Source organism: Pseudomonas sp. S09G 359 (assembly GCF_002843605.1).
In the GTDB taxonomy this organism is placed as follows: domain Bacteria; phylum Pseudomonadota; class Gammaproteobacteria; order Pseudomonadales; family Pseudomonadaceae; genus Aquipseudomonas.
This window is the reverse complement of the sequence record NZ_CP025263.1, coordinates 2,409,201-2,431,886: the sequence shown is the minus strand read 5'-3', so window position 1 is coordinate 2,431,886 and position 22,686 is coordinate 2,409,201. Positions and strand designations below refer to the sequence as shown.

Below are 22,686 nucleotides of genomic sequence, written 5' to 3'. Positions count from 1 at the left end.
TTTGAACCACTTCAGCCGCCGCGAAAATCCCCGGCATTCAGCCCAAACCGACTCATCTTGTTGTACAGCCCGCCCCTCGAAACGTTCAGTTGTTGAGCGGCCAGGCGGATATTGCCGCCGGTCTTCTTGAGTGCCGCGACGATGGCGTGCATTTCGTGGCTGCTCAGGTCCTGGGTGGGTGGTGGTTCGTAGGCACTGGCGAGTGCGCGGGGCTTGGCGTCCAGGGGTAGATCACTCGGCTGGATCAGTTCGCTCGTGGCCAGGTTGGTGGCCCGCTCAATGGCGTTCTCCAGCTCGCGCACATTGCCTGGCCAGGCGTAGGCCGATAGCAGTTCCAGCGCTTGCGGGGTGAAACCCTGTACCGCTTTGCGCAGCGAACGGGCACAGCGCGCAAGAAAATGCCGCGCCAGCAGCGGGATGTCTTCGCGGCGCATGCGCAGTGGCGGCACGGTGAGGTTAAGTACGTTGAGGCGATAGTAGAGGTCTTCGCGAAACGCCCCCTCGGCCACCGCCTGGCTGAGGTTGCGGTGGGTCGCGGCGATGATGCGCACGTCCACTGGGCGCGAGCTTTTCGCGCCGACTCGGGTGATTTCGCCCTCCTGCAACACCCGCAGCAAACTGACCTGGGCATCGAAGGACATATCGCCGATTTCATCGAGGAAAATCGTGCCGCCGTCGGCCAGTTCGAACTTGCCCGCCGAGCCACCCCGGGCCGAGCCCGTGAACGCGCCCTCGACATGCCCGAACAGTTCGCTTTGCACCAGGTCGCGTGGGATCGCGCCACAGTTGACCGCCACAAACGGGCCGTTGGCGCGGTCGCTGGCGTTATGGATGGCCTGGGCAAACAGCTCTTTGCCGGTGCCGCTTTCGCCGAGGATCAGGGTGGTGGATTCACTGCGACTGGCGATACGCCCCAGGTGCAACGCGTCCTGGATCGCCCGTGACGTGCCCTGGATGGTGTCGAAGGTGTAACGGGCCTGGCTGCTGATGATGCGCCGGGTGATCTCGCGTATCCGCCGGTTCTCGCGCAGCGACACAATCACCCCGCCCTGCTCCAGCGGGCACACCGAGACCAGGCAGGCAAGTTGCGTGCGGTCATGCAGTTGGAAGGTGCAGTCGAGGTCCCGCACCGCCTCCCCGCCGCGCAGCAACAGTGCGGCGCTCAATTCGCTGCGGCCCAGTTGCTGGAACGGGCTGCCGAGCAGCTCCAGGCCCACGCCAAACAGCTGCCGGGCATAGCGGTTGAGCGCCTTGATGCAGCCACGCTCATCCAGCACCACCAGGCCTTCGTTGAGCACTTCGAGCATGGTTTGCTGCTCTTCAAGCAGCGCTTGCAGGGCCATTTGCCGCGAGACCGCATCGGCAGCCGCCTGCACCGTGCCGAGGGTATGGAAGTGAAACCAGCCGGGTTCGGCGGTCAGGGTCAGCATCGCCACGGTGTCGCCCTGGGCATTCTTGATCGGTGCGGCGGCGCAGTGCATGCGGCGCTGGCGCAGGCCGCTGGCAAAGTTCTCTTCGGCCAGCACGTACACCAGGCGGTCTTGGGCCAGGGCCAGGCCAGTGCAATTAGTGCCCTGCACCGACTCCAGCAGGCGGCTGCCGATGGGGGTGATGTCCACCCCGCAGAAGTACAGGGTGGTACCGCCAGCGTCGGTGAGGTTGATATGGCCGCGTGGGTTGTAGGCCAGCAAGCCCTGCATGACGTGCGCCGCAGCCTCGATCAACACGCTGTGGCTGGCGAGGGTCGCCGCCAGTGTCTCTGGGGCGACGAAGCGGTAATGGCTGTCGTCCGGGTCGATCGCCGCGTCGACACTGCGCCGCCAGGAGTCCCAGATCACCTGGCGCACCGCGCTCGGGCGTTCGACCTGGCCGGCCAGGCACGCGCGCCAGGCTTGCTCCAGCGCAATCACCGGGCCTTCATTCAGCGACGCCGGGCCGAGGGCCGTGAGGTAATCGAGATCTTGCACACTGAACGCCACGCTCATGCGGATATCCATGTTCACGTTTTTGACATGTCAGTATAGACATGTCATCAAAATGAACACTTATTACTTACATAAACGCTACAAAACCTTCTATATCAATAGCTTATAAATTGGCACAGCCCTTGCTCTTACCCCTTTGCCCGCCAGGACTGTCCTGGGGCCAACAATAAAAAAGGGGTCACTGCATGAGTACACAGAACATCCGCCTGGGCTTGATCGGTGCCGGCCGCATGGGCAGCTTCCACGGCCTGACCGCCGCCCGGCACATCCCCGGCGCCTGCCTCGCCGCCATCGCCGACCCAACCCCAGGCCAAGCCGCACGCCTGGCGGCGGAACTGGGGGTAGACAAGGTCTACACCGACCCGCAGCAATTGCTCGATGACCCGGATATCGACGGCGTACTCATCGCCGCTCCAGCCCGCAGCCACGCGGAGCTGGTGATCAGCGCCGCCCGCGCCGGCAAGGGCATCTTCTGCGAAAAACCCATGGCCATCACCCTCGATGAAGCCGATCGCGCCATTGCGGCCGCCGCCGATGCCCGCGTACCGCTGCAAGTCGGTTTCAACCGGCGTTTCGCCAAAAGCTTTCGCACCGCCCACCTGGACGTGGCCGCCGGCCGCATCGGCACCCCGCAACTGCTGCGCTCGATCACCCGCGACCCGGCGCTGAACAACCCGGCCAACTCACCGCAGTGGGTGATCTTTCTCGAAACCCTGATCCACGACTTCGATACCCTGCGCTACCTCAACCCCGGCGCCGAGGCGGTACAGGTTTACGTGATGGCCGACGCGTTGATCGCGCCGGAATACAAGAGCAAAGGCTTTCTCGACACCGCCGTGGTGACGATCCGCTTCGACAACGGCGCGATTGCCACCGCCGAAGCCAACTTCCAGGCCGTGTATGGCTACGACGTGCGCGGCGAAGTGTTCGGCAGCGCCGGCATGCTGAGCATGGGCAGCCTCAATGATTCGGACCTGGTGCGCTACCTGGCCCAAGGCATCCAGGCTGACACCCAGCGCATGGACACCGACTTGCTGCGCGATGCCTACATCGCTGAACTCAACCACTTTGCCGACTGCCTGCGCACCGGCGCCAAGCCCCTGGCCAGCGGCGAAGATGCCCGTGCGGCCCTGGCGATTGCCCGCGCGTGCATCACCTCGTTCGAAACCGGCAAGGCGGTGGCCGTATGAGCCCGTTCAAACTGGCGATCAGTGCCGAGATGGTGTTTCTCGAGCTGCCGTTTATCGAGCGCGTCAAACGCATTCACGCCCTGGGCTTCAGCGCCGAAATCTGGAACTGGACAGATAAGGACATCAGCGCCCTGGCCGCCACCGGTGCGGACTTCACCTCAATGACCGGCTACATCAGCGGCACCCTCACCGACCCCGACGGCATCCGCCAACTGCTCGAAACCGCCCGCGAGTCCCTGGGCGTTGCCGAGCGCCTGAACTGCCCCAGCCTCAACCTGCATGGCACTGGCCTGGGTGACGGCGGCCTGCCGGTGCACCCGGTCAGCCAGACCACCGGGCGCATGTGGCTGAGCGCATGCAAGACCCTGGAAAAAATCGCCCGCCTGGGGGAAGACGCCGGCCGCGTATTCCTGCTGGAAAACCTCAATACCGAAGTCGACCACCCAGGCACCCCGTTCGCCCGCGCCGACGACACCCTGGCGTTGATCGAAGCCGTGGGCAGCCCGCACCTGAAGATGAACCTGGACCTGTACCACGCACAGATCGGTGAAGGCAACCTGATCGAATTGATCCAGCGCGCAGGCGCCGCCATCGGCGAAATCCAGGTGGCCGACGTGCCTGGGCGCAAGGAGCCCGGCACCGGCGAAATCCACTACCCGGCCATTGCCCGCGCCTTGCACGCCATGGGCTACAGCGGCGTGGTCGGCCTTGAAGGCTGGGCCAGCGGCGACAGCGAGCTGGCGCTGCAGCGTTTCCGTCAGGCGTTCACCCTATAACAATAAAAGGAACATCCCTATGCATCGCCATTCATTGATCGTTGCCGCATTTTTACTGCTGTTCAGCCAATGGAGTTTCGCCGCGTACCGTATCGGCGTGAGCATCGCGCGGGTCGACGACAACTTCATGACCTACGTGCGCACGGGCCTGGAAGCCGCTGCCAAGCAACAGGACGTGCAGATCCAGTTCGAGGACGCCCAAGGTGATGTGGTGCGCCAGCTCAACCAGGTCGAAGGCTTTCTCAACCAGAAAGTCGACGCGGTGATCGTGTTGCCGGTGGACACCTCCGCCACCGCCAACATGACCCGCGCGGCCGTCGCCAGCAAAATCCCGCTGGTGTACGTCAATCGTCATCCGGATGAGCGCACCTTGCCCAAAGGCGTGGTCACCGTGGCGTCCAACGACATCGAGGCCGGGCAATTGCAGATGCGCTACCTCGCGGAAAAACTCGGCGGCAAAGGCAATGTGGCGATCATCATGGGCGACCTCGCGCAGAACGCCACCCATGACCGTACCGAGGGCGCCAAGCAGGTGCTCAAGGATTTTCCGGGGATCAAGATCGTCGAGCAGCAAAGTGCGGAATGGCAGCGCAGCAAGGGCATGGACCTGACCAGCAACTGGCTGCTGGCGGGCACGCAGTTTGATGCCATCGTGGCTAACAACGACGAAATGGCGATTGGCGCGGCCATGGCCTTGCAGCAGTCGGGCAAGGCCAAGGGTGAGGTGGCGATTGTCGGCATCGACGGCTTGCCGGATGGCCTGGCGGCGATCAAGCGTGGATTGCTCACCGCTTCGGTGTTCCAGGACCCCAAGGCCCAGGCGAGCAAGGCCGTGGAATCGGCGGTGCGGATGATCAAGGGCGAGCCGATTGAATCGGAGGTGTGGGTGCCGTTTGAGTTGATCAAGCCGGAACAAGTCGCAGTCTTCGAACAACGCTATAAATAGAGTGGACGCGGATAAATGTGGGAGGGGCTTGCCCCCGATGGCGGTGTGTCAGTTAAGAATTTATCAACTGACACTCCCTCATCGGGGGCAAGCCCCCTCCTACACTGTGACCGAGGTCAGTCCAAATCGGTGGAGCTGTGCCGCTCTGCCAGCTGCTCTTCAGGCTCACCGGAAACCCGGTTCACCCGCCGCCCCCGCTGCACCGCCGGCCGCGCCTCAATCGCCTCCGCCCAGCGCTGCACATGCTTGTACTCATGCACCGACAAAAACTCCGCCGACGCCCCATACAAGCGACCTTTGACCAAGCCACCATACCAAGGCCAGATCGCGATATCGGCGATGGTGTACTCATCCCCGGCAATGTACTCGCTCACCGCCAAACGCTGGTCCAGCACATCCAACTGGCGCTTGGTTTCCATCGCAAACCGGTTGATCGGGTACTCCATCTTGCTCGGCGCATAGGCGTAGAAATGCCCGAAGCCACCGCCCAGGTACGGCGCACTGCCCATCTGCCAGAACAGCCACGACAGGCACTCGGCGCGGGCCGCAGGCTCAGTGGGGAAGAAGGCGCCGAACTTCTCGGCGAGGTATTGCAGGATCGCACCTGATTCGAAGATACGAATCGGCGTGGCGCCGCTGTGGTCCATCAATGCCGGAATCTTCGAGTTCGGGTTGACCGCGACAAAGCCGCTGCCGAACTGGTCGCCGTCGCCGATCTTGATCAGCCAGGCATCGTATTCCGCGCCGGTGTGCCCCAGGGCCAGCAGCTCTTCGAGCAGGATCGTGACCTTTTGCCCATTGGGCGTGGCCAGGGAATACAGCTGCAGCGGGTGTTTGCCGATCGGCAGTTCTTTGTCATGGGTCGCACCGGCGATGGGCCGGTTGATGCTGGCGAAGGTGCCGCCGCTTTCGGTGTCCCAGGTCCAGACTTTCGGGGGTACGTACTCAGTCATGCTTACCGCTCCATAGGCGCTTGCGATCAACGTAGCGCTCCAGACTAAACCAAAGGTGTACGCCGTGGCACCTGTACCCGCCAGGCAATCAACACAGCAGCCAACAGCATCAGCACGCCCGCGGCGATGAACACGCCGCTAATCCCGCTGAGGCTGAACATCGCACCGCCACCGGCAGCGCCCGCTGCAATCGCCGACTGCACCGACGCCACCACCATGCCGCCGGCGCTTTCCGCCTGATCCGGCACGGCGCGGGCCACCCAGTTCGACCATGCCACCGGCACACCGCCAAAGGCCATGCCCCACAGCGCCAGCAGCAGGGCCTGCCCCGGCAGCGAAGCGGGTAGCCACACCAGTGCGAGTGCCGCAACGCCCACCAGCAGCGGCATCAGCACCAACGTGCCACGCGGGTTGCGCACCAGCATCCAGCCGGCCAGCAGCGTGCCGACAAAATTCGCCGCGCCGAACCCCAGCAGCATCAGCGCCAACCCTTGGCTGCCAACACCGGTGGTGCTTTCCAGAAACGGTCGAATATAAGTGAACAGTGCGAAATGCCCGGTGTGCACCAGCACACAACCGCACATGCCCATGGCAATGCCGGGGCGCAGCAGTACTTCCAGCACCGTGCGCAGGCGTGCGGTGCCATTCGGGGCCAGGCGCGGCAGCGTGAACAACTGGAACACCAACGTCACCACGCCCACCGCGGCAGCCGCGACAAAGGCGCTGCGCCAGCCATACAAACCGCCGAGGTAGCTGCCCAGCGGCACCGCGACGACTGTGCCCACGGCAATCCCGCTGAAGATGATCGACAACGCCCGTGGCAGCAGCGCCGCCGGCACCAGGCGCATCGCCACAGCCGCCGCCATGCTCCAGAAACCGCCGAGGGCGATGCCGAGCAGGATGCGCATCACCAACAGCACCGCGAGGCTGGACGAGAACGCCACCAGCAGATTGGACGCAATCATCAGCGTCGAAAAGCCCAGGAGCACCACGCTTCGGTCAACCCCGCGAGTCAGGCCCGGCACCAGCAACCCGGCGAATAACGCGACCACCGCCGTGACCGTCACCGCCTGCCCGGCCAAGGCTTCCGAGACGCCGAGGTCCATCGCCATCGGCGTCAACAGGCTGGCCGGCAGGTATTCCGCCGTCAGCAGGCCGAACACCCCCATTGCCAGGGAGAACACCGCCATCCAGGCCGGGCTTTCGGCTTGCGCCCTGGCGTCGATTAGGGCTGCATAGTCATTCATCACAAAACATCCTCAGGAAATCAGCGAGTCGCCAGTCTAGGTTCGCCCCTCAGGATGACCTATGATGCAAACTCTCGAGTTTTTGACCAAAACCCCGAACATGACAATTTCTGACGCGTTTACCGTCTCCTCCGACCTCATCAATGAACTGCTGCAGGGCATGCGCCTGCGCGGGGTGCAGTACCGTCGAATCGAGGCCGGGCCGGTGTTTGGCGTCAGTTTCGAGGCCAGGCCCGGCCACGCCTACTTCCACTTCCTGGCTGCCGGTTGCGCCACGCTGCGACTCGACGACGGCAGCCTCTATGAGCTGTCGGCCGGCAATGCGGTGTTTATCTCCCACGGCGGCGCCCACGGATTGCTGTCGAGCCCCGACGTGCCGGAACGCGATATCTGTAGCTTCGAGGCGACCACCCTGGGTGACGCGGTATGTGCAGTAAAGGCCAGCGCCGAGGGCTCAGCGGGCACCCTGCTCTTCAGCGCCTGCATGGAATTTGAACTGGGCAGCATCCAGGGGCTCGGCCGCTTGATGCCGGCGATGATGCTGATCGATGCGCGGGGCCAGCGTTACCCAGGGTTGATGCCGATCCTGGCGACCATGGAGCGCGAAGTCTGCAGCGCGCGTATTGGCTACGCCGGCATCCTCGCGCGCCTCGCCGATGTGGTCGCGGCGATGATTGTGCGTGGCTGGGTCGAATGCGCCTGCGGCAATGCGTCGGGGCTGGTGGCCGCGTTGCGCGACCCACGCCTGGCACGCGCGCTCCTCGCCTTGCACCAACAACCGGGCCGCGACTGGAGCGTGGCCGAACTGGCCGCGCAGGGGCATACCTCGCGCTCGGTGTTCGCCGACCGCTTCCAGGCCACCCTCGGCGTGCCGCCACTGCGTTACGCCACCGAACTGCGGATGCGCCTGGCCAGCCAATGGCTGACCCTGGAGCGCTTGCCGATCGAAGAAGTCGCGCAGCGCCTGGGTTACACCTCACAAGCCGCGTTCAGTCGCGCCTTCAAGCGCATCACCGGGCAACCGCCAGGAGCGAGCCGTGCCAGGAGCCCGGCATGAGCGGCGGTCTCGACGACATCCTCGCCGACCACCTGCACGTGGTGTTCTGCGGCATCAACCCCGGCAAGGGCTCCGCCGCCCTCGGCCTGCACTTCGCCAACCGCAGCAACCGCTTCTGGCGCACCCTGCACCTGGCCGGTTTTACCCCGGCTGAAATCCGCCCCGAAGACGGCCACACGTTGCTGCATTACCACTGCGGCCTGACCACCCTGGTGGAGCGCCCCACCGTCAGCGCAGGCGAGTTGGCGCGGCATGAGTTCACCGCTGCGGCGGCGACCTTCGAACAGAAAATCCGCCGGTGTGCCCCGCGTTTCGTGGCGTTCCTCGGCAAGCCCGGCTACAGCGCGCTGTGTGGCCGGCGCGAGATTGCCTGGGGGTTGCAGGCGCAGTTGCTCGGCGATACGGCGGTGTGGGTGCTGCCCAACCCGAGCGGGCGCAACCTGGCGTTCAGCCTGGAACAGTTGGTGGACGCGTATCGGCAATTGCGCTTGGCGACCGAGTGCCCTTAATCTCTTGGGCCCAACACCCTGAGAGCAATGGAGGCTTCATGAAACTGATCGGCATGCTGGACTCGCCCTACGTGCGCCGCGTGGCCATTTCCCTGGAGCTGTACGGGGTGGAATTTGTGCATGAACCGCTGTCAGTGTTCAGCACGTTCAACGAGTTTGCGCAGATCAACCCCGTGGTCAAGGCCCCTACCCTGGTGCTGGACGATGGCACGGTGCTGATGGATTCCAGCCTGATCCTGGATTACCTCGAAGCCCTGGCCCCAGCCGATAAAAAGCTGCTGGCGCAACACCCCACGGCCCTTGCCCGCGACCTGCATGTGCTGGGGCTGGCCTTGGCAGCCTGTGAGAAAAGCGTGCAAATCGTCTATGAGCACAACCTGCGGCCAGCCGAGAAACTGCACGCTCCGTGGCTCGAGCGCGTGACCGGCCAATTGCTGGCGGCCTATTCGCTGCTGGACAAGCAACTGCCTGACAGTGAGGCGCTGACCCAGGCGTCGATCACGGCAGCGGTGGCCTGGTCGTTCAGCCAGTTCACCGTGGCGTCGGTGGTGAAGGCGGATGCGTTCCCCAACCTGAAACGGCATGCCGAGCGGCTGGAGCAGCATCCAGCCTTCAAGCGCTACCCCATCGAATAAACACCGCAGTTCAAATGTGGGAGGGGGCTTGCCCCCTCCCACATTTGGTTTTTCATTTGGCTGGGGTTCTGGCTACACCCAACCACCATCCACAATAAAGTTCTGCGCCGAACACATCGCCGACGCGTCCGAGGCCAAAAACAGCGCCATATTGGCGATATGTTCCGGCAACACGCTGCCCGGCAGGCACTGGCTGCGGGAGATCAGTTCCCTGGCCGCGTCATCCACCCACATCGCCAGCTGTTTTTCGGTCATGACCCAGCCAGGTACCAGCGTGTTGACGCGGATGTGGCTGGGCCCCAACTCGCGCGCCAGGCCGCGGGTCATACCATGGGCGGCGGCCTTGCTGGCGGCGTACACCGAGTAGCCGCCCGAAGCCATCATCCAGCCAACCGAGCCGAGGTTGATGATCGACCCGCCACCGGCGCGTTTCATCATTGGCGCCACCGCTTTGGTGGCGAGGAAGGCGTGCTTGAGGTTGACCGCAATCAGTTTGTCGAATAGCTCCGAGTCGACCTCTTCCAGCGTATGGCGAACGTCGTTGGCGGCGTTGTTCACCAGCACCGTGATCGGCCCCAGCGAGTGCTCGAAGCGGCCGATTGCCGCGCGATAGGCGATCTCATCGGTGATATCGCAGTAGCCAAACTCGACGGTGAGCCCCTGAGAACTCAACACCGCCGCCAGGCGTTCGCCCTGGCTTTGGGCACGGTCCACAAAGCCGACCTTGGCCCCCTGTGCCGCGAAGGCCCGCACCATGAATTCGCCAATCCCCGAAGCGCCCCCGGAGATCAGCACGGTCTTGCCCTTAAGGTCGGGATAAATGGCAGGTTGAGTACTCATATAACAGTCGCCTCGCTTAAATAGTCTTATTTTATTTTGCAAACACGCGGTAAAAGGCTATAAATCTGCTGTCTTATCGACAAAATATCGCACATTAGTAGAACTATTCCAGTCATAACAACAAAAGGAAGTTCGATCATGAAGCACCCTCGATACCTGCTCTCGGGCCTTGCCATGTCCATGCTGATCGCCAGCGGCGGCGCCCAGGCCGCAGGGCTCAGCAGTGAACACAAACCCTTCGGTAAAACCAATGACGGCACCGCCGTCGAACAGTACATCCTGCGCAACAGCCACGGCATGCAAGCCACGGTGATCACCTACGGCGGCGTGTTGCAGTCGCTCAAGGTGCCGGACAAGCACGGCAAGGTCGAAGACGTGGTGCTCGGCTTCGACACGGTGCAGGGCTACCAGGGCGGCACCGCGTTTTTCGGCGCAACCATCGGACGCTTCGGCAATCGCCTCGCCGGTGGCGCCTTTGAACTCGACGGCAAACGCTACCAGGTGCCACTCAACGATGGTCCCAACTCGCTGCATGGCGGCGCCCAGGGCTTTGACAAGCACGTGTGGAAAGCCGCGCAGGTCAAGGGCAAGGACTCGGTGGGCGTGACCCTCACCTACCTGTCCAAGGACGGCGAAATGGGCTTCCCCGGCAACCTCAAAACCGAAGTCACCTACAGCCTCAACGACCGCAACGAACTGCACATCGACTACAAGGCCACCACCGACAAACCCACGGTGCTCAACCTCACCAACCACAGCTATTTCAACCTGGCAGGCGCGGGCAACGGCGACATCCTCAAGCAGGTCGCCACCTTACATGCCAGCCACTACACGCCGGTGAATGCCACGTTGATCCCTACCGGCGAGCTGGCGCCGGTCAAAGACACGCCGATGGATTTCCTCAAACCCACGCCGATCGGCCAGCACATCAAGGACGATCACCCGCAACTCAAATTCGCCGAGCCGAAACAAGGCGGGTTTGACTTCAACTGGGCGCTGGATACCAAAGGCGATATCAAGCAACTCGCGGCCGACGTGCATGACCCGGCGTCCGGTCGACGCCTGCAGTTGTTCACCACGGAACCGGGCGTGCAGTTCTATACCAGCAACTTCCTCGATGGGACGGTTAAGGGCAAGGGAGGCAAGACCTATCAGCACTGGAGCGGGTTTACCTTGGAGACCCAGCACTTTCCGGATGCGCCTAACCAGCCGAGCTTTGCCTCGACCCGCCTGAACCCAGGACAGACCTACAGCCAGAACACCATCTTCAAGTTCACCGCTGAATAAACTGTGGGAGGGGGCTTGCCCCCGATGAGGGTCGGTCAGTAACACATCTGTCAACTGACACACCCTCATCGGGGGCAAGCCCCCTCCCACATTTGCATTTTCACAAGGCGACAGTTCAGCGTTGTTTCATGCGGTCGATGACCACAGCCAATAGCAGGATTGAGCCACGGATTACGTACTGATAGAACGTATCGATGTTCTTCAGGTTCATCGCGTTCTCGATAATCGCCAAAATCAACACCCCGGCGATTACATGGCGGATCATCCCCACCCCGCCGCTCAGCGACACCCCGCCCAGCACGCACGCCGAGATCACCGTGAGTTCAAAGCCCTGGCCGATCATTGGCTGGCCCGAGGTCATGCGCGACGCCAGGATCACCCCGGCCAAGGCGCCGATCACGCCGTGCACGGCGAAGATCAGGATCTTGGTGCGATCCACATTCACCCCCGCGAGCAACGCCGCTTCCGGGTTGCCGCCGATGGCCATGGTGTTGCGCCCGTAGGTGGTGTAGTTAAGCAGCCAGCCGAAAAACATAAAGCACACGATGGTGATCAGGATCGGCACCGGCACGCCCAGCAACTGGCCGTTGCCGAACACGAAGAACTGCTCCTGGGACACGCCCACCGCCTTGCCATTCGCAAAGATGTAAGCCAGGCCGCGCACGATCTGCATGGTCGCCAAGGTGGTGATCAGCGCGTTGACCCGTAGCTTGGCGATCACGATGCCGTTGATCAGCCCCACGATCAGGCCCATCAATAGGGCCGCGCCGATGCCCAGCATCACGCTGTCGGTGTCACGCATCACAATCGCCGCCACCACGCCGGCGCAGGCGATCACCGAGCCCACCGACAAATCGAAGTGCCCCGACGCCAGGCAGAACAGCATGGTGCACGCAGCGATGCCCACCGTCGAAATCGACAGGCCCAGCCCGCGCATGTTCAGGGGCGAGAGGAAGTTGTCGATGAGCAAGGCACAGAGCAAAAAGATGCTCACCGCTGCCAGCAGCATCGCCCAGTTGTCGAGCAGTGCACGTATATCAAGGGGTTTGCGCGGCGTCGCCAACGCGTTGTGTTGGGTGCTCATAGTCGTCTCTCAGTTCGCCACGCCGCGCGGCAAGGCCAGCTGCAGCAGGTTGGATTCAGTCGCGAGTTCGCGGGCTTGCTCGCCGCGCACGGCGCCTTCGCACAGCACCAGGATGCGGTCGGAAATGCCCATCACTTCCATCAGGTCGCTGGACACCACAATCACTGCAATGCCCTGGGCCGCGAGGTTATGGATGATCTGGTAGATCTCGGCCTTGGCGCCGATATCGATGCCGCGGGTCGGCTCGTCCAGCAGCAGGACTTTCATCGGCATCGACAACCAACGGCCGAGGATCGCCTTCTGCTGGTTACCGCCCGACAGGTACATGATTTTCTGCGCCGCATTCGGGGTTTTGACCTTCATCGCCGTGATCTGCTGGTGGGCATTGCCCTTTTCCCAGCCCTCACGCAACAGCCAGCCAAAGGTCGAATGAGCCCCACGCGCACTGATGTTGATGTTCTCGGCCACGCTGGACAGCGGGATGATGCCCTCCTTTTTGCGGTCTTCCGGGCACAGCAGCACGCCGGCACCGATGGCGTCGCGGGGTGAGCGCAGGTGCAGCGCCTGGCCACACAACTCCAGGCTGCCGGCACTGGCGCGCTCCAAGCCGCTGAGCAAACGGAACAGCTCCGTGCGCCCTGCCCCCACCAAGCCGAACAGGCCAAGGATTTCGCCTTTGCGCACCTGGAAACTGACCGGCTCACGCAGGCCCGGGCCGAGCAAACCGTCGACCTTGAGCGCCACCTCGCCGTGCTCACGCGGACGGTAGTCGTAAATGTCCTGGATATCGCGACCGACCATGCAGGTCACCAACTGGTCATGGGTCAGCGCGCGCATGTCGTCGAAGGTACGCACATAGCGGCCGTCCTTGAACACGGTGACCGCATCACAGATGCGGAACACCTCCTCCATGCGGTGGGACACGTACAACACCACTTTGCCCTCATCGCGCAGGCGCGTGATGATCGCCATCAGTCGGTCGATCTCCCGCGCCGACAGGCTGCTGGTGGGCTCATCGAAGGCAATCACTTGGGCGCCACGGGACAGCGCCTTGGCGATTTCCACCAGTTGACGCTGGCCGAGGGACAGGCGCCCGAGCTTCTCATCCGGGTCGATTTCATCCGCCAGGCCTTTGAGACAAGCCAGGGCCTGCTTGCGCAGCAGCCCCCGGTTGACCACGCCGAAGCGCGATGGCAGATGCCCGAGGAACAGGTTCTCGGCCACCGTCATCTCCGGCACCAGGTGCAACTCCTGGTGGATCACCGCGACGCCGCTGGCGATGCTGTCGGCGGCGCATTTGAAGGCCATGGTCTGCGCGCCGATCTGCACGCTGCCACTGGACGGAATGTAGGCCCCGCCGAGTATTTTCAGCAGCGTCGACTTGCCCGCGCCGTTTTCGCCCATCAGGGCGTGCACCTGCCCCGGATGGGCGCTGAAGCTGATGCCGTCCAGCGCCTTGACCCCGGGGAACGTCTTGCCGATGCCATCAAAACGCAGGGCGGCGGCGGTCATTGCCACAGACCGATTTTGGTCAGTTCTTCCTTGAAGTTGTCACGGGTGATCAGGGTCACTTCATCCATCGCGGTGTACTTCGGTGGTTCAGTGCCTTTGGTCACCCAGTCGAACATCATCTTCGCGGTGTTGTAGCCCTCGATATGCGGGCTAGGCAGCATCGAGCCGAAGAAGCCGCTGTTGGGTTTTTTCAGCTCGCCGATGGCGTCGGTGCCATTGATGCCGATGCCGATCACGTTGGCCGCCTTGAAGCCGGCGCTTTCGGTCGCGCGCACGCCGCCGAGCACGGTGTTGTCGTTCATGCCGCCGATGATCAGGTTTTTCGCGCCGCTGGGCAGCTTGACCAGTGCCGAGTTGGTGGCGTCCATGCTGCCCGGTACGTCAAGCGTCTTGGCCGCGGTGAAGAGGATATGGTCCTTGGGGAAGCCCGCCTCTTCGAGGGATTTGACCGATCCATCGGTACGTTTCTTGCCGGTATCGAGTTCATTGAAGGTGTTGATCACCGCGTAGGTTTCCTTCCAGTCCCAGCCGCGTTTTTTCGCCTCGGCGGCCATCGCCGCGCCCTGTTTCTGGCCCACTTCAAACGCGGCCATGCCCAGGTACGGCACGTCTTCCATGAAGGCGCCCTTGGCATCGACGAAACGGTCATCCACGGCAATCACTTTGAGGCCGTTGGCCTTGGCCTTGGCGACAATCGCCGGGCCGAGGGACACGTCCGGCGGGCAGATCACAAAGCCCTTCGCGCCGTTGGCCGCCAGGCTGTCGATGGCCGAGAGGGTTTTTTCGCCATCGGGCACGGCGATCTTGATCACGGTAAAGCCATGCTCCTTGCCGGCTTTTTCGGCAAAGGCCCACTCGGTCTGGAACCACGGTTCTTCAGCCTGCTTGACCAGGAACCCGATCTTCACTTCTTCAGCGGTTGCGATGCTGCTGAGACTGCTTAAAGCAACGGCAGCGGCAAGGACGCGTAGAGCCTTTTTCATAAACGACACCTCTTGTTGTTGTTTTTGAGTCTTGGGGTTTAACCGGCGAAGCGATGGCAGGGTCTGCCAGGTACATCGACTTCAATGGCCAATACCGCGCCGTCCAAAGGGTGATCCAAAGGGCTGGCAGCACTGGTGATGTATAGCGTGGTGAGGTTGGGGCCACCGAATACGCAACTGGTGGGGCGGCTGACGGGCAGTTCGATGATGCGGTCGACCTCGCCGTCCGGTGTCAGGCGCAGCAGGCAACTGCCGTCCCAACGGGCGTTCCAGATATAGCCTTCAGCGTCCATCGCCGAGCCATCCGGGCCGCCACGCTCGTGCGGCCCGAACCAGACCTGGGCCGCTGCAAGTTGGCCGTCGGCCTGGATTGCATGGCGGTACAGCGTGCCGTCCATGCTGTCGCCGAAATGCACCTGGCTGCCGTCTTCGCTCCAGAGCAAGGTGTTGGGGATGCCCAGGCCGTGCAGCAGCGGCGTGACCTGCCCGCCTGCGTCAATGCGGAACAAACCGCCGGAGCGCCGCGTGATCGGCAGGTCTTCGCCCTGTTCGCCGATGTTGTTCTGCATGGTGCCCAGCCACAGGCGGCCCTGGGCATCGCAACGCGCTTCATTGCCACGGTTGCCCGCTTGCGGGTCGGCCACGCACAGCAGGGTCAGGGCCTCGGTGGCGAGGTCGAGGCGGTAGACGCCGCTGCTCAGGGTGACCAGCGCATCGCCGCGTTCACACGGGATAAATGCCGAGACATGCTCGGGTAGTTGCCAGATGCGCAACTGCCCGTCCAGCAGGCGCAGGGCCTGCTTGCCGGCGATATTCACCCAGTACAGCGCCTGGGTCGGTGCGTCCCAGAACGGGCCTTCGCCCAGTTGCGCGCGGTGCGCGGTGACAGCGTGAAGCGGCATGTTGCCTCCTGGATTTTTATTCTTCTCAGGTGCGCGTTACAGCGGATCGCGGGATGGCGCGCCATCCACCAGCCGCTGGATACGCAACGGGTTGGCGTTTTTCAACGCGTCGGGCAGCAGGCTATCAGGGTAATTCTGGAAGCACACGGGGCGCAGGAAACGATCGATGGCCAGGGTGCCGACCGAGGTACCACGGGCATCCGACGTCGCCGGGTACGGGCCGCCGTGCACCATCGAATCGCAGACTTCCACGCCGGTCGGATAGCCGTTGAGCAGGATGCGCCCGACTTTCTGTTCCAGCAGCGGCGTGAGTTCGGCGAACTGTTGGAAGTCGGCCGGCTCGCCAATGATCGTCGCCGTCAGTTGGCCATGCAGGCCCTGCAGCGCCGCGCTCAGTTGGGCTTGATCAGCCACTTCGACAAACACCGTGGTGGGGCCGAAGACTTCTTCCTGCAGCACTTCATCGCCGTCCAGCAGCAGGCGCACATCGGCCTTGAACAGCTGCGGCTGGGCCTGGTTGCCGGCTTGCGCAGTGCCCGCCAGATGCTCGATGCCTGGGTGCGCCAGCAGTGCGGCCAGGCCTTTGCCATAGCTGCTCAAAGTGCCGGCGTTGAGCATGGTTTGCGCCGGTTGATCGCCGATCAGCCGGGCCACCTGCTGAGTAAAGGCGGTGAATTGCGCCGAAGCGATACCGATCACCAGGCCGGGGTTGGTGCAGAACTGGCCACAGCCCTGGACCACCGAGGCGGTCAGGTCACGGGCGACGGTTTCCGCGCGCGTTTGCAGGGCCTGGGGCAGCACGATCACCGGGTTGATGCTCGACATCTCGGCAAACACCGGGATCGGCTGCGGGCGCGCCGCCGCCATATCGCACAGCGCGCGACCGCCCTTGAGCGAGCCGGTAAAGCCGACGGCCTGGATCGCCGGGTGCTTGACCAGCGCCTCACCGACACCGCCACCGAAGATCATATTGAACACGCCGGCCGGCATCGCGGTGGTCTCGGCCGCACGCATGATTGCCTCGGCCACGCGCTCGGCGGTGACCATATGCCCGCTGTGGGCCTTGAACACCACCGGGCAGCCGGCCGCCAGCGCCGCAGCGGTGTCGCCACCGGCGGTGGAAAACGCCAGGGGGAAGTTGCTCGCGCCAAACACCGCCACCGGCCCCAGGCCGATGCGGTATTGGCGCAGGTCCGGGCGTGGCAGCGGCTGGCGATCAGGCAAGGCCTTGTCGATACGCGCGCCGTAGAAATCACCGCGACGCAGCACCGTGGCGAACAGGCGCATCTGGCCGCTGGTACGCCCGCGCTCACCTTTGATGCGTGCAGCCGGCAGTGCGGTTTCGCGGCACACCAGCTCGACAAAGTCGTCGCCCAGGGCGTCCAACTCATCGGCTATCGCATCGAGGAACTGCGCACGCCGCGCCGCGCTCAACGCGCGGTACGCCGGGTAGGCTTGCGCGGCGGCCTTGGCGGCAGCGTCGACTTCCTGCGCGGTGGCCTGGTAGAAATCCTGGGGCAAGGCTTCGCCGGTAGTCGCATCGATACTCTGCAAGGTAACGCTGCCATTGGCGCTGCGCTGGCCGCCGATGAAATTGTGGCCGAGGAACTGGGTCATGAAGCTCTCCTTAAAGGGGGGTGACTTGGCCGGGCTCGAATACCGCGTCTGCGTGGCCGACCGTGTTGACCAGCGGCGCGCCAAACTCGGCCTGGCTGATCTCGAACACATCGCCCGGTTGGGTACGTATACCATCGGCGAATGACAAGGTGGCGGTGCCGAAAAAGTGGATATGTACGTCGCCAGGCTTTAAGAACTGGCTGTATTTGAAGTGGTGGTATTCAAGGTTTTCCAGGCTGTGGCACATATTGGCCTCACCACTGAGGAACTCGTTGCGCCAGATTTCCTCACCGTTGCGCAGGATGCGGCTGGTGCCGGCCAGGTGCTGGGGCAATTCACCGACGCGCAATTCCGGGCCGTAGCTGCAACTGCGCAACTTGGAATGGGCGAGGTACAGGTAGTTCTTGCGCTCCATCACGTGGTCGGAAAATTCATTGCCCACCGCGAAGCCCAGGCGATAGGGTTTGCTGTCCGGGCCAATCACGTACAGGCCGCCGATCTCCGGCTCTTCACCGGCGTCGTCGGCAAACGGCGGCACCGGGAATGCCTGGCCAGGGCGCACGACGATGCTGCCGTCGCCTTTATAGAACCACTCCGGTTGCACACCCGCCTGGCCGGCAGCGGGTTTGCCGCCCTCCACGCCCCATTTGAAAATGCGCATGGTGTCGGTCAAGGCGCTGTCGTCGCCGGCCTGGTGCATTTTGTCGCGCGCCGAGGCGCTGCCCAGGTGGGTCAGGCCGGTGCCGCTGATCAGCATATGGGCCGGGTCCGGGTGGTCCAGCGGGGGCAGAATCTTCAGGTCGGCGAGCAGCGCGGCGTAGTCATGGCTGTCGCCCAGGCCCAGGCTCTGCACCTGCTGCGCCAGGCCCACGCCGGCTTCGATGGCTGCGAGGGCCAACTCACGCACGCTGCGCGCTGTTTGTACTTCGCGCAGCTGGGTGCCTTCTACGACACCGACGCGACGCTCACCGTTGCGCAACTCGAACTGAACTAAACGCATAAAGCTTCTCCAGGATTTAAGGTCGTGAGGCGCCACGGGCACTGGCGGCGAATTGGTCTTGGGGCAGCACGTGCTTGCGCTCCAGCAGGCGATAAACCACGCCCGTCAGCACCAGCCCGCAGACCATCACGGCGGACAGGAAGTACAAGCCCGAGGCCAGGTTGCCGGTGTACTCCTTGAGCGCACCGATCACGAACGGGCCGATATAGCCGCCGAGGTTGCCCACCGAGTTGATCAAGGCAATGCCCGCCGCCGCACTGGCGCCGGCAAAAAACCGCCCCGGCAAGGTCCAGAACACCGCCGTGCAGGAAAACAGCGCGAACGCCGCCAGGCACAGTGCGGCCATCTGCAGCACCGGCGCGCTCAACCAGGCGCTGCAGAACAGGCCGATGGCGCCGAGCACGTAGAGCACGGCGAGGTGGCCGTAGCGGTCATTCAAACGGTCGGAACTGCGCGGGATGATCAGCAAGCCGATGATGCCGAAAATGTAGGGCACCGCAGAGATGAAACCGGTGGTGAGGTCGCTGCCGCCGAACTGCTTGATCAAGGTCGGCAGCCATAGGCCCAGGCCGTAGATGCTCAGGGTCACCGGCAGGTAAAACAGCGCCAGCAGCAACACCCGTTTGTCTTTGAGGGCGTGCAGCGGGTTGCCGTGGCGGGTCTGGCCGTAGGCTTGGAGGTCCTTGGCCAACTCGCCGGCGAGCCAGGTTTTTTCGCTGTCGCTCATCCACTTGACCTGCTTGGGGCCGTCCGGCAGGTACCGCAATACCGGCCAGGTGAGCAGGATCGCCGGGGTGCCGATCACGATAAACAACCACTGCCAGCCGTGCAGGCCGAGGATACCGTCCATGCCCAGCAGGCCGCCGGACACCGGGCCGGTGATCATCATCGCAATCGGTTGGGAGAGGATAAACAGCCCGAGGATCTTGCCGCGATGGCGCACCGGGAACCACTGGGTGATGTAGTACAGCACGCCTGGGAAGAACCCCGCCTCCGCCGCGCCGAGCAAAAAGCGCATTACATAGAAGCTGTGCGGCCCCTGCACAAACGCCATGCCGATGGTGATGGCACCCCAGGTGATCATGATGCGCGCGAACCAGCGCCGGGCGCCAAAGCGGTCGAGCATCAGGTTGCTGGGGATCTCGAACAGGAAGTAACCAATGAAGAACAACCCCGCGCCCAAGCCGTAGGCCGCATCACCGATACCGACATCCGCGCCCATGTGCAGCTTGGCAAAGCCCACGGCGGAGCGGTCCACGTAGGCGATGAGGTACAGCAGGATCAGGAAGGGAATCAGTTTCAGCGTGATGCGCCGAATCAGGCGCAGTTCCTCGCTCATGGGGTCGATCTCCGAATTGTTGTTCTTATATGAAGCTCGGGGGACGCCTCTCGCGGAAAACCGCCAGGGTCATACCTCAGTTAAGCCAGACTATATAGTAGGACTATTTGCAAAACAACACTTCCAAACCGAACATTTTGCGCTTATGTTTAGCTTCAGAGAGAACATATAGTCATACAATAAGAGAATCGATCATGTCTGATAAAAAGCCCGGCCTACGCTCCGCCCAGTGGTTTGGTACTGCCGACAAAAACGGCTTCATGTACCGCAGCTGGATGAAGAACCAGGGCATCGCCGACCATCAGTTCCATGGCAAGCCGATCATTGGTATCTGCAACACCTGGTCGGAGCTGACCCCGTGCAACGCGCATTTCCGCCAGATCGCCGAGCACGTCAAACGCGGCGTGATCGAGGCCGGTGGCTTCCCGGTGGAATTCCCGGTGTTCTCCAATGGCGAATCCAACCTGCGCCCCACCGCGATGCTCACCCGTAACCTGGCAAGCATGGATGTGGAGGAAGCCATTCGCGGCAACCCCATCGACGGCGTGGTGCTGTTGACCGGCTGCGACAAGACCACCCCGGCCCTGCTGATGGGTGCCGCCAGTTGCGACGTGCCGGCCATCGTGGTCACCGGCGGGCCGATGCTCAACGGCAAGCACAAGGGCCAGGACATCGGCTCGGGCACCGTGGTGTGGCAGCTCAGTGAGCAAGTCAAAGCCGGCACCATCACGCTGGATGATTTCCTTGCGGCCGAGGGCGGCATGTCGCGTTCGGCGGGCACCTGCAACACCATGGGCACCGCGTCGACCATGGCCTGCATGGCCGAGGCACTCGGCACCTCCCTGCCCCACAATGCGGCGATCCCGGCGGTGGATGCACGGCGTTATGTGCTGGCGCATATGTCGGGCATGCGCGCGGTGGAGATGGTGCGTGAAGACCTCAAGCTGTCGAAGATCCTCACCAAAGAAGCCTTTGAAAACGCGATCCGCGTGAACGCCGCCATCGGTGGTTCGACCAACGCAGTGATCCACCTCAAGGCCATTGCCGGGCGTATCGGCGTCGAGCTCGACCTGGACGACTGGACCCGCATGGGCCGCGGCATGCCGACCATTGTCGACCTGCAGCCGTCGGGCCGTTTCCTGATGGAAGAGTTCTACTACGCCGGTGGCCTGCCCGCCGTGCTGCGCCGCCTGGGTGAAGCCAACCTGATCCCGCACCCGAACGCCTTGACCGTCAACGGCAAGTCCCTGGGCGAGAACACCAAGGACTCGCCGATCTACGGCCAGGACGAAGTGATCCGCACCCTCGACAACCCGATCCGCGCCGATGGCGGCATCTGTGTGCTGCGCGGCAACCTGGCGCCGCTGGGTGCGGTGCTCAAGCCCTCGGCAGCCAGCCCGGAGTTGATGCAGCACCGTGGCCGCGCGGTGGTGTTCGAGAACTTCGACATGTACAAGGCACGCATCAACGACCCGGAGCTGGACGTGGACGCCAACTCGATCCTGGTCATGAAAAACTGCGGGCCCAAGGGTTACCCGGGTATGGCCGAAGTCGGCAACATGGGCCTGCCGGCCAAGCTGCTGGCCCAGGGCGTGACGGATATGGTGCGCATTTCCGACGCGCGCATGAGCGGCACCGCCTACGGCACCGTGGTCTTGCACGTGGCGCCGGAAGCCGCCGCCGGTGGGCCGCTGGCCACGGTCAAGGAAGGTGACTGGATCGAACTCGACTGTGCCAACGGCCGCTTGCACCTGGACATCCCCGACGCAGAGCTGGCGGCGCGCATGGCCGACCTCAAGCCGCCGCAAAACCTGATCGTCGGCGGTTACCGCCAGCTGTACATCGACCATGTGCTGCAGGCCGACCAAGGCTGTGACTTTGACTTCCTGGTGGGTTGCCGCGGGGCTGAAGTCCCACGGCATTCCCACTAATTGGGATGGTATGATGCCGCGAATCTAAGTCAGAGCCTCCCCGCCGTTATGGATCACCAGCCGCCCAAGCCGCGCAAGAGCCAGCATGCCCAGATCGTTCAGGACTTGGGCATGCACATCGTTTCCGGCCGCTTCAAGCCCGAAGAACGGCTGCCCATGGAAGCCACGCTGTGCGAGGAGTACAAGGTCAGCCGCTCGGTGCTGCGCGAGGCAACCCGTGTGCTCAGCGCCAAGGGCCTGGTGTATTCCAAGCCACGGGTGGGTGCGGTGGTGCGGCCACGCCTGAAGTGGCACCTGCTCGACCCGGACGTGCTGTCCTGGTTGATGCAGTCCACGCCCCATAGCGAATTCTTCAACACCCTGGCCGGCGTGCGGCGCATTCTCGAACCGGAAATCGCCGCCATGGCCGCGACCACGGCCACGGACGATGACATCGCCACCATCGAAAAAGCCTACCAGGGCATGGAAACCGCGCAGACCCACGAGCAACTGCTACAGGCCGACCTCGACTTCCACCGCGCCATCGCCGACGCCACCCGCAACGACCTGCTGGCCTATATGTGCAACATGCTGTCGCTGCCGTTGCGCGAGTCGATCAACATCACCAACCGCCGCCCGGACATCCAGGGCCTGAGCCTGCCCCGGCACAAGGCGATCCTCACCGCGATCCAGAACCGCGACGCCCTCGGCGCCCGGCACGCCTCACTGGTGCAACTGGATGACACACGGGTGGCGCTGGATACGGTGATGAACGTACTGACCCCGCTCTAAAGCCGGGGGAAATCCAATGTGGGAGGGGGCTTGCCCCCGATAGCAGTGGATCAGTCACAGCAATTTTGACTGGCCTACCGCTATCGGGGGCAAGCCCCCTCCCACATTTGCAACTGTGTGCA

General features: G+C 63.3%; 20 protein-coding genes. 9 read left to right on the top strand and 11 right to left on the bottom strand.

All coding sequences use genetic code 11. The features are described from left to right. Positions 1–11: 11 nt before the first annotated feature. Positions 12–1,985: a sigma-54-dependent Fis family transcriptional regulator gene (locus CXQ82_RS11155; protein ID WP_101268810.1), complete on the bottom strand. Its 1,974-nt coding sequence runs from the start codon at positions 1,983–1,985 to the stop codon at positions 12–14. A 185-nt stretch (positions 1,986–2,170) separates the two neighbouring features. Here CXQ82_RS11155 and CXQ82_RS11150 point away from each other — a divergent pair, with 185 nt between their 5' ends. Genes CXQ82_RS11150 through CXQ82_RS11140 form a run of 3 tightly spaced genes read left to right on the top strand, consistent with a single transcriptional unit; the run spans position 2,171 to position 4,897 of the window. Continuing rightward, positions 2,171–3,175, top strand: a complete 1,005-nt coding sequence (locus CXQ82_RS11150; protein ID WP_101268808.1) for a Gfo/Idh/MocA family oxidoreductase — start codon at positions 2,171–2,173, stop codon at positions 3,173–3,175. Continuing rightward, positions 3,172–3,951: a TIM barrel protein gene (locus CXQ82_RS11145; RefSeq protein WP_101268806.1), complete on the top strand. Its 780-nt coding sequence runs from the start codon at positions 3,172–3,174 to the stop codon at positions 3,949–3,951. Before CXQ82_RS11150 ends, CXQ82_RS11145 begins: the two co-directional genes overlap by 4 nt. Before the next feature lie 19 nt (positions 3,952–3,970). After that, the gene (locus tag CXQ82_RS11140) at positions 3,971–4,897 is read left to right on the top strand and encodes a sugar ABC transporter substrate-binding protein (RefSeq protein ID WP_101268804.1); all 927 of its coding nucleotides are present in this window, start codon (positions 3,971–3,973) and stop codon (positions 4,895–4,897) included. Positions 4,898–5,013: 116 nt separating this feature from the next. Here CXQ82_RS11140 and yghU read toward each other — a convergent pair whose 3' ends face one another. Beyond that, on the bottom strand, positions 5,014–5,850 hold the full coding sequence (gene yghU / locus CXQ82_RS11135; RefSeq protein ID WP_101268802.1) for a glutathione-dependent disulfide-bond oxidoreductase: 837 nt from the start codon (positions 5,848–5,850) through the stop codon (positions 5,014–5,016). Positions 5,851–5,894: 44 nt separating this feature from the next. Beyond that, on the bottom strand, positions 5,895–7,097 hold the full coding sequence (locus CXQ82_RS11130) for an MFS transporter (protein ID WP_101268800.1): 1,203 nt from the start codon (positions 7,095–7,097) through the stop codon (positions 5,895–5,897). Between the two features lie 64 nt (positions 7,098–7,161). On the opposite strand from CXQ82_RS11130, the gene CXQ82_RS11125 reads away from it, so the two are divergent. Genes CXQ82_RS11125 through CXQ82_RS11115 form a run of 3 tightly spaced genes read left to right on the top strand, consistent with a single transcriptional unit; the run spans position 7,162 to position 9,298 of the window. Beyond that, positions 7,162–8,154: an AraC family transcriptional regulator gene (locus CXQ82_RS11125; RefSeq protein ID WP_101273762.1), complete on the top strand. Its 993-nt coding sequence runs from the start codon at positions 7,162–7,164 to the stop codon at positions 8,152–8,154. Beyond that, on the top strand, positions 8,151–8,663 hold the full coding sequence (mug, locus tag CXQ82_RS11120; protein ID WP_101268797.1) for a G/U mismatch-specific DNA glycosylase: 513 nt from the start codon (positions 8,151–8,153) through the stop codon (positions 8,661–8,663). Before CXQ82_RS11125 ends, mug begins: the two co-directional genes overlap by 4 nt. Before the next feature lie 38 nt (positions 8,664–8,701). Next, positions 8,702–9,298, top strand: a complete 597-nt coding sequence (locus CXQ82_RS11115; RefSeq protein ID WP_101268795.1) for a glutathione S-transferase — start codon at positions 8,702–8,704, stop codon at positions 9,296–9,298. A gap of 72 nt (positions 9,299–9,370) precedes the next feature. On the opposite strand, the gene CXQ82_RS11110 is transcribed toward CXQ82_RS11115, so the two are convergent. Beyond that, positions 9,371–10,138 carry an SDR family NAD(P)-dependent oxidoreductase gene (locus CXQ82_RS11110; RefSeq protein WP_101268793.1) on the bottom strand — a complete coding sequence of 256 codons (768 nt, stop codon included), beginning with the start codon at positions 10,136–10,138 and terminating at the stop codon, positions 9,371–9,373. Between the two features lie 138 nt (positions 10,139–10,276). On the opposite strand from CXQ82_RS11110, the gene CXQ82_RS11105 reads away from it, so the two are divergent. Continuing rightward, a complete protein-coding gene (locus tag CXQ82_RS11105; RefSeq protein ID WP_101268791.1) occupies positions 10,277–11,425 on the top strand; it encodes an aldose epimerase family protein in 1,149 nt (382 codons plus the stop codon). Between the two features lie 115 nt (positions 11,426–11,540). Here the strand turns inward: CXQ82_RS11105 and araH are convergent, their stop codons facing one another. Genes araH through CXQ82_RS11070 form a run of 7 tightly spaced genes read right to left on the bottom strand, consistent with a single transcriptional unit; the run spans position 11,541 to position 19,862 of the window. Continuing rightward, positions 11,541–12,509, bottom strand: a complete 969-nt coding sequence (gene araH, locus CXQ82_RS11100; RefSeq protein ID WP_101268789.1) for an L-arabinose ABC transporter permease AraH — start codon at positions 12,507–12,509, stop codon at positions 11,541–11,543. A gap of 9 nt (positions 12,510–12,518) precedes the next feature. After that, entirely contained in the window at positions 12,519–14,021 is a 1,503-nt protein-coding gene (gene araG, locus CXQ82_RS11095; protein WP_101268786.1) for an L-arabinose ABC transporter ATP-binding protein AraG, read from the bottom strand. Then, positions 14,018–15,004, bottom strand: coding sequence for a substrate-binding domain-containing protein (locus tag CXQ82_RS11090; RefSeq protein WP_101268784.1), 987 nt, complete (start codon positions 15,002–15,004; stop codon positions 14,018–14,020). The genes araG and CXQ82_RS11090 overlap by 4 nt, the downstream gene beginning before the upstream one ends. A gap of 38 nt (positions 15,005–15,042) precedes the next feature. Then, a complete protein-coding gene (locus tag CXQ82_RS11085; RefSeq protein WP_101268782.1) occupies positions 15,043–15,906 on the bottom strand; it encodes an SMP-30/gluconolactonase/LRE family protein in 864 nt (287 codons plus the stop codon). 36 nt (positions 15,907–15,942) lie between these two features. Further along, entirely contained in the window at positions 15,943–17,523 is a 1,581-nt protein-coding gene (locus CXQ82_RS11080; RefSeq protein ID WP_101268780.1) for an aldehyde dehydrogenase (NADP(+)), read from the bottom strand. 10 nt (positions 17,524–17,533) lie between these two features. Beyond that, positions 17,534–18,523 carry an AraD1 family protein gene (gene araD1 / locus CXQ82_RS11075; protein WP_101268777.1) on the bottom strand — a complete coding sequence of 330 codons (990 nt, stop codon included), beginning with the start codon at positions 18,521–18,523 and terminating at the stop codon, positions 17,534–17,536. A 16-nt stretch (positions 18,524–18,539) separates the two neighbouring features. Then, a complete protein-coding gene (locus CXQ82_RS11070) occupies positions 18,540–19,862 on the bottom strand; it encodes an MFS transporter (protein ID WP_101268775.1) in 1,323 nt (440 codons plus the stop codon). A gap of 194 nt (positions 19,863–20,056) precedes the next feature. Here CXQ82_RS11070 and CXQ82_RS11065 point away from each other — a divergent pair, with 194 nt between their 5' ends. Further along, positions 20,057–21,793, top strand: coding sequence for an IlvD/Edd family dehydratase (locus CXQ82_RS11065; protein WP_099584589.1), 1,737 nt, complete (start codon positions 20,057–20,059; stop codon positions 21,791–21,793). A gap of 48 nt (positions 21,794–21,841) precedes the next feature. Further along, a complete protein-coding gene (locus CXQ82_RS11060; RefSeq protein WP_101268773.1) occupies positions 21,842–22,564 on the top strand; it encodes a FadR/GntR family transcriptional regulator in 723 nt (240 codons plus the stop codon). Positions 22,565–22,686 lie beyond the last annotated feature (122 nt).

Bases quoted from the DNA above. Each gene is read 5' to 3' on its own strand.
- CXQ82_RS11155 (WP_101268810.1), bottom strand. From the start codon at position 1,985: ATGAGCGTGGCGTTCAGTGTGCAAGATCTCGATTACCTCACGGCCCTC.
- CXQ82_RS11150 (WP_101268808.1), top strand. From the start codon at position 2,171: ATGAGTACACAGAACATCCGCCTGGGCTTGATCGGTGCCGGCCGCATG.
- CXQ82_RS11145 (WP_101268806.1), top strand. From the start codon at position 3,172: ATGAGCCCGTTCAAACTGGCGATCAGTGCCGAGATGGTGTTTCTCGAG.
- CXQ82_RS11140 (WP_101268804.1), top strand. From the start codon at position 3,971: ATGCATCGCCATTCATTGATCGTTGCCGCATTTTTACTGCTGTTCAGC.
- yghU (WP_101268802.1), bottom strand. From the start codon at position 5,850: ATGACTGAGTACGTACCCCCGAAAGTCTGGACCTGGGACACCGAAAGC.
- CXQ82_RS11130 (WP_101268800.1), bottom strand. From the start codon at position 7,097: ATGAATGACTATGCAGCCCTAATCGACGCCAGGGCGCAAGCCGAAAGC.
- CXQ82_RS11125 (WP_101273762.1), top strand. From the start codon at position 7,162: ATGCAAACTCTCGAGTTTTTGACCAAAACCCCGAACATGACAATTTCT.
- mug (WP_101268797.1), top strand. From the start codon at position 8,151: ATGAGCGGCGGTCTCGACGACATCCTCGCCGACCACCTGCACGTGGTG.
- CXQ82_RS11115 (WP_101268795.1), top strand. From the start codon at position 8,702: ATGAAACTGATCGGCATGCTGGACTCGCCCTACGTGCGCCGCGTGGCC.
- CXQ82_RS11110 (WP_101268793.1), bottom strand. From the start codon at position 10,138: ATGAGTACTCAACCTGCCATTTATCCCGACCTTAAGGGCAAGACCGTG.
- CXQ82_RS11105 (WP_101268791.1), top strand. From the start codon at position 10,277: ATGAAGCACCCTCGATACCTGCTCTCGGGCCTTGCCATGTCCATGCTG.
- araH (WP_101268789.1), bottom strand. From the start codon at position 12,509: ATGAGCACCCAACACAACGCGTTGGCGACGCCGCGCAAACCCCTTGAT.
- araG (WP_101268786.1), bottom strand. From the start codon at position 14,021: ATGACCGCCGCCGCCCTGCGTTTTGATGGCATCGGCAAGACGTTCCCC.
- CXQ82_RS11090 (WP_101268784.1), bottom strand. From the start codon at position 15,004: ATGAAAAAGGCTCTACGCGTCCTTGCCGCTGCCGTTGCTTTAAGCAGT.
- CXQ82_RS11085 (WP_101268782.1), bottom strand. From the start codon at position 15,906: ATGCCGCTTCACGCTGTCACCGCGCACCGCGCGCAACTGGGCGAAGGC.
- CXQ82_RS11080 (WP_101268780.1), bottom strand. From the start codon at position 17,523: ATGACCCAGTTCCTCGGCCACAATTTCATCGGCGGCCAGCGCAGCGCC.
- araD1 (WP_101268777.1), bottom strand. From the start codon at position 18,523: ATGCGTTTAGTTCAGTTCGAGTTGCGCAACGGTGAGCGTCGCGTCGGT.
- CXQ82_RS11070 (WP_101268775.1), bottom strand. From the start codon at position 19,862: ATGAGCGAGGAACTGCGCCTGATTCGGCGCATCACGCTGAAACTGATT.
- CXQ82_RS11065 (WP_099584589.1), top strand. From the start codon at position 20,057: ATGTCTGATAAAAAGCCCGGCCTACGCTCCGCCCAGTGGTTTGGTACT.
- CXQ82_RS11060 (WP_101268773.1), top strand. From the start codon at position 21,842: ATGGATCACCAGCCGCCCAAGCCGCGCAAGAGCCAGCATGCCCAGATC.